At 64.1% G+C, this 15,322-nt stretch carries 12 protein-coding genes; 7 read left to right on the top strand and 5 right to left on the bottom strand.

The genetic code is table 11. The features are described 5' to 3' along the window. Nucleotides 1-46: 46 nt before the first annotated feature. The 6 genes from ACVIIW_RS27285 to ACVIIW_RS27260 all read left to right on the top strand — a co-directional run bounded on the left by ACVIIW_RS27285 (nucleotide 47) and on the right by ACVIIW_RS27260 (nucleotide 6,737). A complete protein-coding gene (locus ACVIIW_RS27285) occupies nucleotides 47-1,309 on the top strand; it encodes a D-alanyl-D-alanine carboxypeptidase family protein (protein WP_456703569.1) in 1,263 nt (420 codons plus the stop codon). A gap of 2 nt (nucleotides 1,310-1,311) precedes the next feature. Next, the gene (gene tmk / locus ACVIIW_RS27280; RefSeq protein WP_456703568.1) at nucleotides 1,312-1,998 is read left to right on the top strand and encodes a dTMP kinase; all 687 of its coding nucleotides are present in this window, start codon (nucleotides 1,312-1,314) and stop codon (nucleotides 1,996-1,998) included. Continuing rightward, nucleotides 1,995-3,041 (top strand): DNA polymerase III subunit delta', encoded by a 1,047-nt coding sequence (locus tag ACVIIW_RS27275; RefSeq protein WP_456703567.1) that lies wholly within the window; start codon nucleotides 1,995-1,997, stop codon nucleotides 3,039-3,041. The genes tmk and ACVIIW_RS27275 overlap by 4 nt, the downstream gene beginning before the upstream one ends. Nucleotides 3,042-3,141: 100 nt before the next feature. Next, nucleotides 3,142-5,136: a methionine--tRNA ligase gene (metG, locus tag ACVIIW_RS27270; protein ID WP_456703566.1), complete on the top strand. Its 1,995-nt coding sequence runs from the start codon at nucleotides 3,142-3,144 to the stop codon at nucleotides 5,134-5,136. A gap of 13 nt (nucleotides 5,137-5,149) precedes the next feature. Continuing rightward, on the top strand, nucleotides 5,150-5,926 hold the full coding sequence (locus tag ACVIIW_RS27265; protein WP_456703565.1) for a TatD family hydrolase: 777 nt from the start codon (nucleotides 5,150-5,152) through the stop codon (nucleotides 5,924-5,926). Between the two features lie 13 nt (nucleotides 5,927-5,939). Next, complete coding sequence (locus ACVIIW_RS27260) at nucleotides 5,940-6,737, top strand: MBL fold metallo-hydrolase (protein WP_456703564.1); 798 nt, start codon at nucleotides 5,940-5,942, stop codon at nucleotides 6,735-6,737. 13 nt (nucleotides 6,738-6,750) lie between these two features. Here the strand turns inward: ACVIIW_RS27260 and ACVIIW_RS27255 are convergent, their stop codons facing one another. From ACVIIW_RS27255 to ACVIIW_RS27245, 3 genes are read right to left on the bottom strand one after another with little or no spacing between them, the layout of a single operon-like run. Next, entirely contained in the window at nucleotides 6,751-8,400 is a 1,650-nt protein-coding gene (locus ACVIIW_RS27255; RefSeq protein WP_456703563.1) for an acyl-CoA synthetase, read from the bottom strand. 25 nt (nucleotides 8,401-8,425) lie between these two features. Next, nucleotides 8,426-10,315 (bottom strand): TRAP transporter large permease, encoded by a 1,890-nt coding sequence (locus tag ACVIIW_RS27250; RefSeq protein WP_456703562.1) that lies wholly within the window; start codon nucleotides 10,313-10,315, stop codon nucleotides 8,426-8,428. Nucleotides 10,316-10,330: 15 nt separating this feature from the next. Next, nucleotides 10,331-11,350, bottom strand: coding sequence for a TRAP transporter substrate-binding protein (locus ACVIIW_RS27245; protein ID WP_456703561.1), 1,020 nt, complete (start codon nucleotides 11,348-11,350; stop codon nucleotides 10,331-10,333). 419 nt (nucleotides 11,351-11,769) lie between these two features. On the opposite strand from ACVIIW_RS27245, the gene ACVIIW_RS27240 reads away from it, so the two are divergent. Further along, complete coding sequence (locus ACVIIW_RS27240; protein ID WP_456703560.1) at nucleotides 11,770-13,053, top strand: ISNCY family transposase; 1,284 nt, start codon at nucleotides 11,770-11,772, stop codon at nucleotides 13,051-13,053. Nucleotides 13,054-13,491: 438 nt separating this feature from the next. Here ACVIIW_RS27240 and ACVIIW_RS27235 read toward each other — a convergent pair whose 3' ends face one another. Beyond that, a complete protein-coding gene (locus tag ACVIIW_RS27235) occupies nucleotides 13,492-14,157 on the bottom strand; it encodes a methionine ABC transporter permease (RefSeq protein ID WP_456703559.1) in 666 nt (221 codons plus the stop codon). Then, a complete protein-coding gene (locus ACVIIW_RS27230; protein WP_456703558.1) occupies nucleotides 14,147-15,268 on the bottom strand; it encodes a methionine ABC transporter ATP-binding protein in 1,122 nt (373 codons plus the stop codon). Before ACVIIW_RS27230 ends, ACVIIW_RS27235 begins: the two co-directional genes overlap by 11 nt. Between the last annotated feature and the right edge of the window lie 54 nt (nucleotides 15,269-15,322).

Below are 15,322 nucleotides of genomic sequence, written 5' to 3'. Positions count from 1 at the left end.
TTCGCACCTGTTCCATTTGTTAGAACGGCGCTCTCAGGGCTTCGCCATGGCATTTCATCTCATCTCGCTTCGTCATACCGGCTTCACAGCCGGAGCCCTGGCGCGCGGGCTGGTTGCGGCGGCGCTTGCGGTGAGCCTCGGCTGGGGCGGGGTGCTCTATGCCGCGAACCAGAGCGTGCAGGGCGCCAAGAAGACCGAGGATACCGGCTTCGACGGCGATGCCCCCACCGCGATCCTGATCGAGGCTTCCAGCGGCAGCGTGCTGTTCGAGAAGAACGCCGACGAGCTGCGCGCACCCTCCAGCATGATGAAGCTGGTGACCGCCGAGGTCGTGTTCAACGCGATCAAGAAGGGCGACGTCAAGCTGACCGACGAATACCGGATCAGCGAGAATGCCTGGCGCAAGGGCGGCGCCCCTTCCGGCACCTCGACCATGTTCGCTGCCATCAACAGCAAGGTCTCGGTCGATGACCTCCTGCACGGTGCCATCATCCAGAGCGGCAACGACGCCTGCATCGCGCTCGCAGAAGGCATTGCCGGCAGCGAGAAGATTTTTGCCGCCGATTTCATGACCAAGCGCGCCCGGGAGCTCGGCATGACCAAATCGACCTTTGCCAATTCCAACGGCTTGCCCGACCCCGGCAACAAGATGACGGTGCGTGAGCTCGGCATGCTTGCCCGGCACATCATCCTGGACTTTCCCGAATTCTATAAACTGTTCGGCGAAAAGGAGTTCACCTGGAACAAGATCCGCCAGCCCAACCGCAATCCGCTGCTCAATTCGATGGAAGGAGCAGACGGGCTAAAGACCGGCTACACCAAGGAGGGCGGCTACGGCATGGTCGGCTCGGCCGTGCAGAACGGCACCCGATTGATCGTCGTCGTCAACGGCCTGGAAGATTCCGAAGACCGCGCCACCGAAGCCAAGAAGATGCTGGAATGGGGCTTTCGCAATTTCGAGACCCGCACGCTGATCGCAGCTGACCAGCCCCTCGGTTACGCCAAGGTCTTTGGCGGCGACAGCCGCTCGGTGAAGCTGATTGCGAAAGAGCCGGTGAAGGTGATGGTGCACAAAAGCGGCGGCGACAAGCTGATCGCGCGCGTTGTCTATAACGGCCCGGTGCGCGCGCCGGTCCAGGCGGGCCAGCAGGTCGGCGTGGCCAAGGTCTGGCGCAGCGGCAATATCGCCGTCGAGACGCCGGTCTACGCGGCCGAGGCTGTTGGCACCGGCTCGACCATGCGGCGCGCGATCGATGGCGCCAGCGAGCTCGTCATCGGCATGTTCCGCGCAGGCGCCGAGAAGCTCTGATCATGAGTGAAAGCGCGGTAACATGGCCGTCCGGACGCGGGCGCTTCGTCACCTTTGAAGGCGGCGAGGGGACGGGCAAGTCGACCCAGATCAAGAAACTCGCCGATCGTATCAAGGCGGCAAGGATGCGCATCCTCGTCACGCGCGAGCCGGGCGGCTCGCCGGGCGCAGAGATCATGCGGCATCTGGTGCTGTCGGGCATGGGCAAGCTGCTCGGGCCCGAAGCCGAGACGCTGCTGTTTGCGGCCGCGCGCGACGACCATGTCCGCACCGTGATCCAGCCTGCGCTCAACCGGGGCATCTGGGTCCTGTGCGACCGCTTCGCCGACTCGACCCGGGCCTATCAGGGCAGCCTCGGCAGCGTACCCACCGCGCTGATCAATGCGATGCAGCGGGTCACGATCGGTGATCTCAAGCCTGATCTCACCATCATCCTCGATTTGCCTGTTGAAATCGGCCTGGCACGCGCGGCGGCGCGGCGGGGCAGTGGCACGCCTGACAGATTTGAGGGCGAGCAGCTCGCCTTCCATCAGGGTCTGCGCGAGGCCTATCGCAAGATTGCGGCGGATGATCCTTCGCGCTGCGTTCTGATCGACGCCAATTCCGACCCGGACACGGTCGCCGGGCGGGTGTGGACTGCGCTGCGCGACCGCCTCCTGGCGACCTCAGCATCGGTGGTCTCGGCATGAGCCGGCGTCACGTCGAGCGCGAGAGCGCGATTCCACATCCGCGCGAGACCAGCTTGCTGTTTGGCCACCGCGAGGCCGAGACCGCGCTGCTGACGGCTTATCGCAGCGGGCGCATTCCGCACGCCTGGCTGATTGGCGGACCGCAAGGAATCGGCAAGGCGACGCTGGCCTACCGGATGGCGCGGTTCGTGCTCGCCCACGGAGAGCCGCAGGCTCCCGTCGTGCAGGGCGCCGAAGACCTCGCGATCGATCCTGACGATGCCGTGGCGCGGCAGGTTGCAGCGAGCTCGCATGGCGGGTTGCTGACGTTGGAGCGTACCGCGAATGACCACGGCGTGATGCGTACCGTCATCACCGTCGACGAGACGCGCGAGACCATTTCGTTCTTCGGCTCGACGGCGGCGGCTGAAGGCTGGCGCGTCTGCATCGTCGACACCGTCGACGAGCTCAATCCCAATGCGGCGAACGCGTTGCTGAAGATCCTGGAGGAGCCGCCGCAGCAATCGCTGTTCCTCCTGGTGAGCCACGCACCGGCACGTGTGCTCGCCACGATCCAGTCGCGCTGTCGCAAGCTGCGCCTGCGTTCGCTCACAATCGACGAGGTGATCGGAGCGGCGGCTGCGGCCGGCGACCTTGCGCCGACGGATCAGGCGCTACGCGAGGCCGCAGAGGCCTCCGAAGGCAGCGTCGCGCGCGCGCTGACGCTGCTCGGCGGCGACGCGCTCAAGCTCCAGCAGCGCACGGCGGCGCTGCTGGCGCGCCTGCCGCAGCTCGATCCGCGGGAGCTGCATACGCTTGGCGATTCGCTTCCCACCAACGACCGGGTCGCGCTTGCGGCGTTCATCGATGGCATCGATCGCTGGATCGCGGAAAGCCTGCATGCGAACGAAGCCAATGCCAACCAGAACCTGCCGCGCCTTGCGCGGCTAGCCCAGGTATGGGAAAAGATCGTCCGCGCCGCGCGCGACACTGAAACCTACAATCTGGAGCGAAAGCCCTTGGTTTTTTCGGTGTTCGGCTGGCTGGCGGACGCAACGCGCTAGAGCATGATCCGGAAAAGTGCGGAGCGGTTTTCCGAAAAGATCATGCGCAGACAACGCAATTTCGTTTCCAAATTTCGAGAATCCGGTAGAGGAATTCGTCGTGGCAGCACGAGCTAAGAAAACGGCCAAGGCCAAGGGTAGCAAGAAGGCTGCGAACAACGCCGCGAAAAAGTCGACAAAGGCACTCGGGCGCAAGGCTGCCAAGAAGGTCAAGAAGACCAAACGGGCCTCTGCCAAGAAAGGCGTGAAGAAGACCGCCGCGAAGAGTGCAAAGAAGGCGGGCAAGAAAGCCGCGAAGAAGCAGGCCGTCGCCAAGAAGGCCGCCACGACGAAGGTCGCAAAAGAGTCCGCCAAAGCTCCATCGAAGAAGGCAGCCAAGAGGGCGAAGGTGACCTCATCTGCCGTAACCGCCGCGCCAGCTGCTGTTGCCAAGACGTCGAAGGCCGTGCCCCCCGTGGTCTCCAAGCCCGAGGTATCGAAGCCCAAAGTCTCGAATACCAAGGCAGCAAAACCCAAAGCGCCGCCTGCGCCGAAGGCCGTTGCCGCCCCTGCGCGCGACAACGTCTTCTACATCTCCACCGCGATCGCCTATCCCAATGGTGTCCCGCATATCGGCCACGCCTATGAGGCAATCTCCGCCGACGTGCTGGCGCGCTTTGCGCGCCTCGACGGCAAGGACGTGTTCTTCCTGACCGGCACCGACGAGCACGGTCTGAAGATGGTCCAGACCGCGCAGAACGAGGGCCTGACTCCCTCCGCGCTGGCGTCCCGTAACGCCGGACGCTTCAAGGAGATGGACGAGCGGCTCAACGTGTCGTTCGACCGCTTCATCCGCACCACCGAGGAGCAACACCATCGCTCCAGCCAGGAGATCTGGCGTCGTATGGAAGCGAACGGCGACATCTACGCCGACACCTATTCCGGCTGGTACTCGGTGCGCGACGAGGCCTACTACGCCGAGGAAGAGACGTGCCTGAACGAGGACGGCGTACGGCTCGGGCCGCAGGGCACGCCGGTCGAATGGGTCGAGGAGAAGAGCTATTTCTTCCGCCTCTCGGCCTACCAGGACAAGCTGCTGAAGCTCTATGCGGATCAGCCCGATTTCATCGGGCCGGACTCCCGCAAGAACGAGGTGATGAGCTTCGTCAAGAGCGGCCTGCGCGATCTCTCGATCTCGCGCACGACGTTCGACTGGGGCGTCAAAGTGCCCGGCGACGAAGAACACGTGATGTATGTGTGGGTCGACGCGCTCACCAACTACATCACCGGCGTCGGCTTCCCCGACGAGACTGACAAGAACTGGCGCTACTGGCCGGCGGATGTGCACATCATCGGCAAGGACATCATCCGCTTCCACGCGGTGTACTGGCCGGCCTTCCTGCTATCGGCCGGGCTCCCGCTGCCGAAGCGCGTCTATGCCCATGGCTTCCTGTTCAACAGGGGCGAGAAGATGTCGAAATCGGTCGGCAACGTCGTCGATCCCTTCAATCTCGCCGACCAGTATGGCGTCGATCAGATGCGCTATTTCTTCCTGCGCGAGGTGCCGTTCGGCCAGGACGGCAACTACAACCATGAAGCCATCGTGGCGCGCATCAACGCCGATCTCGCCAACGATCTCGGCAACCTCGCTCAGCGCTCGCTGTCGATGATTGCAAAGCAGCTCGGTGGCGTGCTGCCCGAGCCCAGCGCGTTCAGCGACAACGACAAAGCGATTTTGGCGATGGCCGACGGAATGGTCGGAGCGTCGCGCGAGGCGATGGCCACGCAGCAGATCCATCAATGGCTCAACGCCGTATGGGCCGTTGTTGCGGAAGCCAACCGCTATTTCGCGGGCGAGGCGCCGTGGGCGCTCGCCAAGACCGATCCTGTCAGGCAGAAGACGGTGCTCTACGTCACCGCCGAAGTCGTCCGGCAGATCGCGATTCTGGCTCAGCCGGCAATGCCGACTGCTTCCAGCCTCCTGCTCGACAGCCTCGCCATCCCCGAAGGAGAGCGCAACTTCGCGATGCTCGGCGGTGACAAGCGGATCGCGCCCGGCTCGATGCTGCCGGCGCCGACGCCGGCGTTCCCGCGCTACATCGAGCCCGCGGCCTGAGGCGGACATAACGATGCTGGTCGACAGTCACTGTCATCTGGATTTTCCGGACTTTGCGGAAGACCTCGACGGGATCGTATCGCGCGCCCGCACGGCCGGGATCGGCCGCATGGTCACGATCTCGACGCGGGTGCGAAAGCTCGATCAGCTTCTCGCCATCTCCGGGCGTTATGACGACGTCTATTGCTCGGTCGGGACCCATCCGCACAACGCGGATGAGGAAGACGGCATTTCGGCGGACGAGCTGATCGCCCTGACGCAGCATCCCAAGGTCGTCGCGCTCGGCGAGGCCGGGCTCGACTATTTCTACGACGACGGCTCGCCGGAAGCGCAGGCGAGGGGCTTTCGTGCTCATATTGCCGCCGCGCGCGCCACGGGCCTGCCGCTGGTGATCCACACCCGCGAAGCGGATGAGGACTGCGCCCGCATCCTCGAAGAGGAGGCGGCCAAGGGATCGTTTCGCGCCGTGCTGCATTGTTACACGGGCGGGCGCGAGCTGGCGCTGAAGGCGGTATCGCTCGGGCTGTACATCGGCTTCACGGGCATCCTGACCTTCAAGAAGTCGGACACCTTGCGTGCGCTCGCGGCTGAGCTGCCGCCCGACCGTATTCTGGTTGAAACCGACTCGCCCTATCTTGCGCCGGGCAAGTTCCGTGGCAAGCGCAACGAGCCGGCCTATGTGGTCGAGGTCGCCAAGGTGCTGGCCGAGACGCGCGGCGTGTCGTTTGACGAGATCTCACGCCAGACCAGCGAAAACTTCTTCCGCCTGTTCTCCAAGGTGAAAGCTTGAGATTGGGAGCCGCATGACACTGACGCTGACGATCCTGGGCTGCGGCTCCTCCGCCGGCGTGCCGCGCCCGGCGCTCGGCTGGGGCGCCTGCGATCCCAGCAATCCCAAGAACCGCCGCCGCCGCTGCTCGCTGCTGGTCGAGAAAACGTCAAGCCACGGCACCACGCGCATTGTGATCGATACCTCGCCGGATCTGCGCGAGCAACTCATCGATACCAATGTCGACCACATCGACGCGGTGTTCCTGACCCATGAGCATGCGGACCAGACCCATGGCATGGACGATCTGCGCTCCGTCGTTCTCCACATGCGCAAGCGCATTCCGACCTATTTCAATCAGTCGACTGCGAAGGACATCATGGCGCGGTTCTCCTACTGCTTCATCTCGCCGGAGGGCAGCGACTATCCGCCGATCCTGACGCGGCATTCGATCGAGGCCGGCGGGAGCCAAATCGTTATCGGCAAGGGCGGGGACGTGACCATGACCGCCTTCCTGGTCCAGCACGGCCAGATCCCCGCGCTCGGCTATCGCATTGGCAACGCCGCCTACACGCCCGACCTCAACGACATCCCGCGCGAGAGCTGGGGTGCCCTGGAAAACCTCGATCTCTGGATCGTAGACGGCCTGCGCTACACCCAGCATGTCAGCCATTTCAGCATCAACGACGCGCTGTCCTGGATCGAACGCTTCAAGCCGAAGCGCGCCGTCATCACCAACATGACGGCCGACGTCGATTACGAGGTGATCCGGCAGACGCTGCCCGCGGGCGTGGTGCCGGCTTACGACGGGATGCGGCTGGAGACGCACTAGGTGCGCGTTCAACTCAGGCAGTAATCGCCTTGGTCGAACCGACCTCATTGCGCAGCAGGAATTTCTGGATCTTTCCCGTCGACGTCTTCGGAATCGGTCCGAACACGACGGCCTTCGGCGTCTTGAAGCCGCTCATCTGCGTGCGGCAGAACGCGATGATGTCGGCCTCGGTCGCGCTGGCGCCGTCCTTGAGCTCGACGAAAGCACAGGGCACTTCGCCCCATTTCGGATCGGGCTTGGCGACGACGGCCGCGAACAGCACGGCCGGGTGCTTGTAGAGAATGTCCTCGACCTCGACGGAGGAAATGTTCTCGCCGCCGGAGATGATGATGTCCTTGGAGCGATCCTTGATCGTGACGTAGCCGTGCTCGTCAAGCACGCCAAGGTCGCCGGTGTGAAACCAGCCGCCCTCGAACGCTTCCTTCGTGGCCTTCTCGTTCTTCAGATACCCCTTCATCACGATGTTGCCGCGGAACATCACCTCGCCGATGGTTTCGCCGTCGCGCGGCACCTCGTGCATGGTTTGCGGATTGATGACGGTGACAGCTTCCTCGAGCGGGTAGGGCACGCCCTGCCGCCGCTTCATGCGCGCGCGCTCCGCGGCGGGGAGATCGTCCCAGCCGGGCTGCTCGGCACAGACGGAAGCGGGGCCGTAGACCTCGGTGAGGCCATACACATGCGTGAGCTTGATGCCGATGCTCTCCGCCCCTTCGAGCACGGCGACCGGCGGTGCGGCGCCGGCGATCAGCCCGACGACGCGGGGTGCAGCGTCGCCGTTCGGCGCATCGGGCGCATTGATCAGCGTGTTGTAGACGATCGGCGCGCCACACATGTGGGTGACGCCGTGCTGCCTGATCAGCTCGAAGATTTTGGTCGGCTCGATCTTGCGCAGGCAGACATTGATGCCGGCGGCGGCCGCAAGGGTCCAGGGAAAGCACCAGCCATTGCAATGGAACATCGGCAACGTCCAGAGATAGACCGGATGCTGACCGAGATTGCCGGCGAGGATGTTGCTGACGGCGTTGAGGTAGGCGCCGCGATGATGGGTGACGACGCCCTTGGGATTGCCTGTTGTGCCTGAAGTGTAGCTCAGTGCGATCGCATCCCATTCGTCTTGCGGCGGGATCGCCGTGAAGTTCGGATCGCCTTGCGCGACGGCGGCTTCGTATTCGATCTCGCCGATGCGCTTGCCGCCCGTGAAGGCGGCATCGTCGACGTCGATCACGAAAGGCTTCGGGCCGCTCATTTGCGCGAGCGCATCGGTGATCACGCGCGAGAATTCGGGGTCGACCAGAATGATTTTCGCGCCGCCATGATCGAGCTGAAATGCGATCGAGGGCGCATCGAGGCGGATGTTGAGCGCGTTGAGCACGGCGCCCGTCATCGGAACGGCAAAGTGCGCCTCGTTCATCGCTGGGATGTTGGGCAGCATCACAGCAACAGTATCGCCGACGCCGACGCCTTTGCCGGCGAGCCAGGAGGCAAAGCGCTTGCAGCGCTCATGCGTCTGGGCCCAGGTGAAGCTGCGCGCCTCATAGACCGTGCTGATGTGATCGGGATAGACGGCAGCGCTGCGTGCGAGGAAGCTGAGCGGCGACAGCGGCACGTAATTGGCGGGGGTTTTGTCGAGGCCGATATTGTACTGGTTGTGCCGGTCGCTCATCGACCCCTCCTTCACGTCGCGCGGGTTACAGGAATCCGATCGATATCCAGGGGAAGACCGCGACGACGATCAATCCCAGCATCAGCGCCAGCAGATAACCCCAGATCGGCCTGATGCCCTCGGCTGGATCGACCCTTCCGATGGCGCAGGCGGCATAATAGCCGACTCCGAATGGCGGGGCGAATAGGCCGATACCCATCGCCAGAATGATGATCATGGCGTAGTGCACCTCGTGCACGCCGACGAGGCGCGCGATCGGAAACAGCAGCGGCCCGAACAGCACGATCGCGGGGATGCCTTCCAGCACGCTGCCGAGCACCGTGAAAGCCAGGATGGACACGGCGATGAAGGTCGCGGCTCCGCCCGGCAATCCGGTCATGGCGGATGCCAGCGAGCGCGAGAAGCCCGACTGCGTCAGGCCCCAGGCCATGCCGGTGGCCGTGCCGATGATCAGCAGGATCGCACCCGACAGCGCTGCGGTCTCGACCAGCATTGGAAACAGCCGCCGCCAGTTGAAGCGGCGGTAGACGAGAAGACCGACCAGCGCACCATAGACGATGCCGATCGTCGAGACTTCGGTAGCGGTCGCGATGCCCTCGACCACGGCGTAGCGGATCACGAACGGCAGCGCGAGCGCGGGCAGGGCGATGACGAAGGTCTTGCCGATTTCGGCCGCGGTCGCGCGGCGGACATGGCTCATGTCCTCGCCACGATAGCGCCACCACACCAGCGTGCAGAGGGTGATCGCGAGCACGACGCCGGGCAGGAGTCCGCCAGTGAAAAGCGCCGCGATCGAGACGCCGGTGACCGATCCGATCGTGATCAGCACGAGGCTCGGCGGAATGGTCTCGGTCTGGGCACCGGTGGCCGCAAGCAGCGCGACGAGATCTCCGGGCCGGGCGCCGCGCTGCTTCATCTCGGGGAACAACACGGGCGCGACCGCGGCCATGTCGGCGGCCTTGGCGCCTGATATGCCGGAGACCAGATACATCGCGCCGACCAGCACGTAATGCAGGCCGCCACGGACATGGCCAAGCAGGCTCGCCAGGAACGACACCATGGCCCGCGCCATGCCGGTCATCTCGATCAGCAATCCCAGGAACACGAATAGCGGCACCGAGAGCAGGATGAGATGGCTCATGCCCTCGTCCATCCGCCCGACCAGCACCACGACCGGCGTGCGGGTGGTCAGCGCCAGATAGCCGAAGATTGCGAGGCCAAAGCCGAATGCAATGGGAACGCCGGCAAAGACGCAGAAGCCGGCGACGCCGACGAAGAAGATGACGAGGTTGAGATTGCCAAGCGGCCGCAACGAGGGCTCTGCGAGCCAGAACAGGCCGATCACGACGGCAACGGACAGCATGGCGGCCGCGACCATCCGGTAGTCCGCCGCGCGCAGCAGCCGCAGCAGGGCGAACACCGCCATCAGGCAGATGCCGGCCGGCAGCGCGGCGGCGCGCCAGATGTTCGAGATCTGAAGTGCCGGCGTGGTGATGTAGCTTTCCTCGTACGCATAGTCCCAGGACGGCCACACGATCAGCGCGAGGAACGCCAGCGCCGCGCAGATCGCGAACAGATCGAGATAGGCGCGCACCGCCGGGCCTGCGCTTCCGACGAGCGCGGTCATGCGCATGTGCTCTGAACGGCGGAACGCCACCGCTGCGCCCAGCATGGCCAGCCACAGGAACAGGATCGAGGCGAGCTCGTCCGACCAGATCAGCGGCCGGTGCAAGCCGTAGCGCGCGACGACGCCCGCAAACAGGATCCCGATTTCGGCGACCACCAGGATCGCCGCCGGGATTTCAACGGCAAAGCCGAGGACGCGCTCGAGCGACGCAAGCAGCGAAGGTCGGCGAGGGGACTCAACAGTCGCCTCGCCCGCCACTCCGTTCGCCTCGACTTCGATATGAGCCATGACGGCCCCAATGCGTTACGACAGCTTGCCGACGGCCTTTTCCAGCAGGTCCCAGGCCTGCTCGCCGTATTTGCCCTTCCACTCCGCATAGAAGCCTGCAGCCCGCAGCTTGTCGCGGAACGGCGCGATGCTGGGCTGGTTGAACGCCAGGCCCTTGGTTGCGAGCTCCTGCTGGAGACCGGCGTTCAGCTTGGCGGTATCCTCACGCTCTTTGACCGCGGCGGCATTGATGTTCCTGGCGACGATCGCGCGCACGTCCTCCGGCAGCTTTTCCCAGGCGCGGCGATTGGCCAGGAACCAGAAGCCGTCCCACATGTGGTTGGTCAGCGAGCAGAACTTCTGCACCTCGTAGAGCTTCGCGGTCGAGATGATGGCCAGCGGGTTTTCCTGCCCCTCGACGATCTTGGTCTGGAGCGCGGAATAGACTTCGGCGAAATTGATCGAGGCGGGCGCGGCCTCGAACGCCTTGAACATCGAGGTCCACAGCGGCGACACCGGCACGCGGATCTTGAAGCCCTTGAAATCGTCCGGACCGGTGATCGGCTTGGTCGACGACGTGGTTTGCCGGAATCCGTTGTCCCAGATCCTGTCCATCACCTCGAGGCCGGCCTTCTTGATCTCGCCACGGACATGGGCGCCGAGATCGCCGTCCATGGCCTTCCAGACGGTGTCGTAGTCCGGAAACGCGAAGCCGATGCCGTTGATGGAGGCCGCCGGCACCAGGGTCGACAGGATCAGGCCCGACAGCGTGAAGAACTCGACGCCGCCGGAGCGGATCTGGCTCAGCATGTCGGTGTCGGACCCAAGCTGGTTGTTCGGGAAGATCTGGAGGTCGAACTTGCCGTTGGTCTCGCTCTTGATGGCCGCGGCCATCTCCTTGGCGCGCACGTTGAGCGGATGGCTGTCCGGCAGGTTGTTGGCGTATTTGTACGAGAACTCGGCAGCCTGGGCACGGGCCACATGGGGCGCGCTGAAGCCGCCAAAGACGGCGGTCGCGGCGGAGGCCTTGAGAAGCGTGCGGCGGGAGAAACTCATGGGTCTGCTTCCTCGAAAGTTTGTTCTTGTTGTGAGATGCAAACCTATACGGACCGACGGCTCGAAGGTCATCTGCGATCTCGCGAAGCTCGCTTATTGCAGCCGGACAAGGTCGCGGCAATATCGGCTTTCGGAGGCCTCGATCCGATCCAAATCTGAAAAACAACCCCATGCACAGTAGCCGTCAAGGGCTGGGGGCGTTCGGCGAGCCCGGAGCTGGATATGGCGCTTGAGCGAAAGCGCCATGGCAGCAATTCCAGCTAAATAATTGATCGAATTGAATATAAATATATTCCATAATATACCTTATGCGAATTACGGATGTAAGCGCAATATAGAGATGACACCCCTCCGCAAAGTTGAGATGGCACTCCGCGGTTGGAATGCAGTTGCGGGGGACGGCAATCGTGGTGGTGTCTATGAGCGACAAGGAGTTTTCGCGGCTCAATATTTTGATGGAGGTACAAGCCGGGCGATTGCGGGTGTCAGAAGCCGCCACGGTGCTTCAGTTGCAACGGCGACAGGTGTTCCGGCTGCTCCGTTCGCTCCGCGAGCATGGAGCGGCAAGCTTGGCCTCCAAGCGTCGTGGCAAGCCCAGCAACAACCGGATGCCGGCGCAGGTGCGCGAGCTGACGATGTCGCTGGTGAAGGCGCGTTATGCGGATTTCGGCCCGACGCTGGCGGCAGAGAAGCTCAAAGAGAACCACGCCTGCCTGGTGTCGCGGGAGACGCTGCGCAAGTGGATGTTGGCGGACGGGCTATGGATTGATCGGAAGCGCCGCCTGCCCTCGGTGCATCAGCCGCGCAACCGGCGTGAACGGACTGGTGAGCTGATCCAGATCGACGGTTCGAAGCATTACTGGTTCGAAGGACGTGGCCCGGAGTGCTCGCTGCTGGCCTATATCGACGATGCGACCAGCCAGATTCTGCATGCGGCGTTCGTACCTTCGGAATCGACGCTGGATTATCTGCGCGAGACCAGGGTCTATGTGGAGCGTTATGGCCGCCCGGTTGCGTTTTACTCGGACAAGCACTCGATCTTCCGGGTCAACCATCGCGAGGCGGCCGGTGGCAACGGGATGACGCAATTCGGCCGCGCTCTGAGCGAACTCAACATCGATATCATCTGTGCCAACTCCCCTCAGGCCAAAGGTCGGGTGGAGCGCTCATTCGGAACGCTGCAGGATCGTCTGGTGAAGGAGATGCGGCTTGCCGGGATCTCGACGATCGCGGCCGGCAACGCGTTCCTGCCGGCGTTTATGGCGAGCTACAATGCTCGCTTTGGCAAGACTGCGAAGTCGGACCAGGATGCCCATCGCCCCGGTGAGGACCTGGCGCCGCTGAGCGACGTCTTTGCCTGGAAGGAAGAGCGCACGCTGACGAACAATCTGACGATTCAGTACGACAAGATCCTGTTCATGCTCGAGAACAACGAGGTCACGCGGCGGCTTGCCCGCCAGCGCGTCACGATCATCGACTATCCGGATGGCCATCTGGCGATCCGGCACAACGGGCGGGATTTGCCCTACCGAACGTTCGACAAGCTGCAGAAGGTCAATCAGGCGGCGATCGTCGAGAACAAGCGGCTGGGCGAGGTCTTGGCCTACATTGCCGAGCAGCAGAAGCAGCTGGACATGTCGCGCTCAGCCAAGGCGCCACGCCGTCGAGGCCAGGCCGAGCGGCACATGTTCAAGCCAACCTGACCTTCCAGGGCGTACCATCCGGTCGCGCGGCCGCTGCGCAACCCCGGCCAGCTCCGCGTCCGCGCGCCCTCCTCACCGATTTCCTGGTGACATTTCTAACGAGCGCAGGCGCGTCTTCAGGCCAAAAATAACGTCCATGCGCCCCGGTTGCTGTCAGTTCGGGTGACATTTCTACTTTGCACGCCGGGTGTCATTTCTGCCTTGCCCCGACAACGGATGGGTCCATGTGGATTTTGAAGCAACCAGATCCGTGGCTCCAAATACCCCGCTCCGCGGGTCTCGTTGGCGCTCGCGTCAACGCATGTCGGTGATGTGGCGACGGCCGGTTCTGGATCGGCCATTCGGTAGAAGCGGTCGACCGGAGAACGCCGCATCCGGTCTCCTTCCGGGCTCCCTCAGGAGACGCTGCGGCGCGGCCGGCCGGCGGCGTGAGGTGGATCAGCGGTGACGCAGCCGCCGGTTGACCCGGCGCGCCAGATAATCGCCGGCACTCTGCACGAGTTGCACCAGTGCGATCAGCACGACGACCACCGCCAGCATCATCTCAGGCATGAAGCGCTGATAGCCGTAACGGATGCCGAGATCGCCTAAGCCCCCGCCTCCAACGGCGCCGACCATGGCGGAATAGCCGAGCAGGCTGACGACCGCGAGCGTCAGCGCCAGCAGCAGGCCGGGCAGCGCCTCGGGGATCAGCACCTTGAACACGATCTGGACCGGCGAGGCCCCAAACGAGGATGCGGTCTCGATCAGGCCGCCGTCGACCTCGCGGATCGCACCTTCGACGAGACGCGCGATGAAAGGTGCGGAGGCGATGGTCAATGGCACGATGGCGGCCGTCGACCCGATCGACGTGCCGGCGACCATTCGGGTGAACGGAATGATGGCGACGACCAGGATGATGAAGGGCGTCGAACGCGTCGCATTGACGACGATGCCCAGCACGCGATTGACGGTGGGCGCCGCGAACAGCTCGCCCTTCCGGCTGGTTGCGAGGAACACGCCGAGCGGCAGGCCGAACGCGGTGCCGATCAGCGCCGCGATGCCGACCATGTACAGGCTTTCGAAGGTGGCCAGGATGATCAGTTTGATGAGTTCAGGCGACATAGCCGAGACGCTCCGCCGAGATCTGAAATTGTGAGAGCCATGCCAGCGTGCGCGCCGCGGCGCCCTCGCCGCCGGGAATGCCGAGCACCAGCGAGCCGACATGCTGGCCGCCGATCTCGTCGATGCGGGCCGACAGCAGCGAGACGTCGAGGCCGAGCTCGCGGGCAAGCCGCGCGATCAGCGTGGCGCCTGCCCCTGCTCCGCGCACCTGGACGCGGATCACGGCGTGGCCGCCGGGCTCCTGCACGATGCGACCGGCCAGCGAGACCGGAAGGCTGTCGCCTGTGACCTCGGCCAGGAAAGACTGCGTGATCGGATGCTTGGGATGGGTGAAGATGTCGGCGACGTGGCCGCGCTCGACGACGTGACCGGCATCGAGCACGACGACTTCCTTGGCGAGCTGACGCACCACGGACATTTCGTGGGTGATCAGCACGATGGTCACGCCGAGCTCGCGGTTGATATTCGCAAGCAGGTCAAGGATCGCACGCGTGGTCTGCGGATCGAGCGCGGAGGTCGCCTCGTCCGAGAGCAGCACATCCGGCCGCGTCGCCAGCGCGCGGGCGATGCCTACACGCTGCTTCTGGCCGCCGGAGAGTTCTGACGGGTACCGATCGTGCTTGTCGGCGATGCCGACCAGCGCAAGCAGCTCGCTCACGCGGGCGCGGATGTCGGCCTTGGACCAGCCGGCGATCTCCAGCGGCAGCGCGATGTTGTCGGCGGCAGTGCGCGACGACAGCAGGTTGAAATGCTGGAAGATCATCCCGATCGAGCGCTGCGCCAGCCGCAAGTCGCGCCCCGTGAGCGCCGAGATGTCTCTGGCGTCGACGACGACGCGGCCGGCGGTCGGCTTCTCAAGCCCGTTGATGAGGCGGACCAGGCTCGACTTGCCGGCGCCGGAGCGGCCGATCACGCCGGTGATGGAGCCTCGCGCGATGGCGAAATCGATGCCTCGCAGCGCAACGACACCGGGCTTGCCGCGATAAGCCGGATAGGTTTTCGAGATGTTCTCGAAACGGACCATCGCATCCGGCTTGGCCGCGGCGTCCAGGATTTCGATCGGGTCTCCGACCACCAGCGATGGCTGCGCATTCATGGAAGCGGCTTTCATGCACGATGTTTAGCTCGCCCGCCCGACAGGCGCACGAGGTCAAGGTCGTTCCAA

This window comes from Bradyrhizobium sp. USDA 4449, from assembly GCF_054056275.1.
Note: the sequence above shows the minus strand (reverse complement) of the source record. Positions and strands in the feature narration are given on the sequence as shown.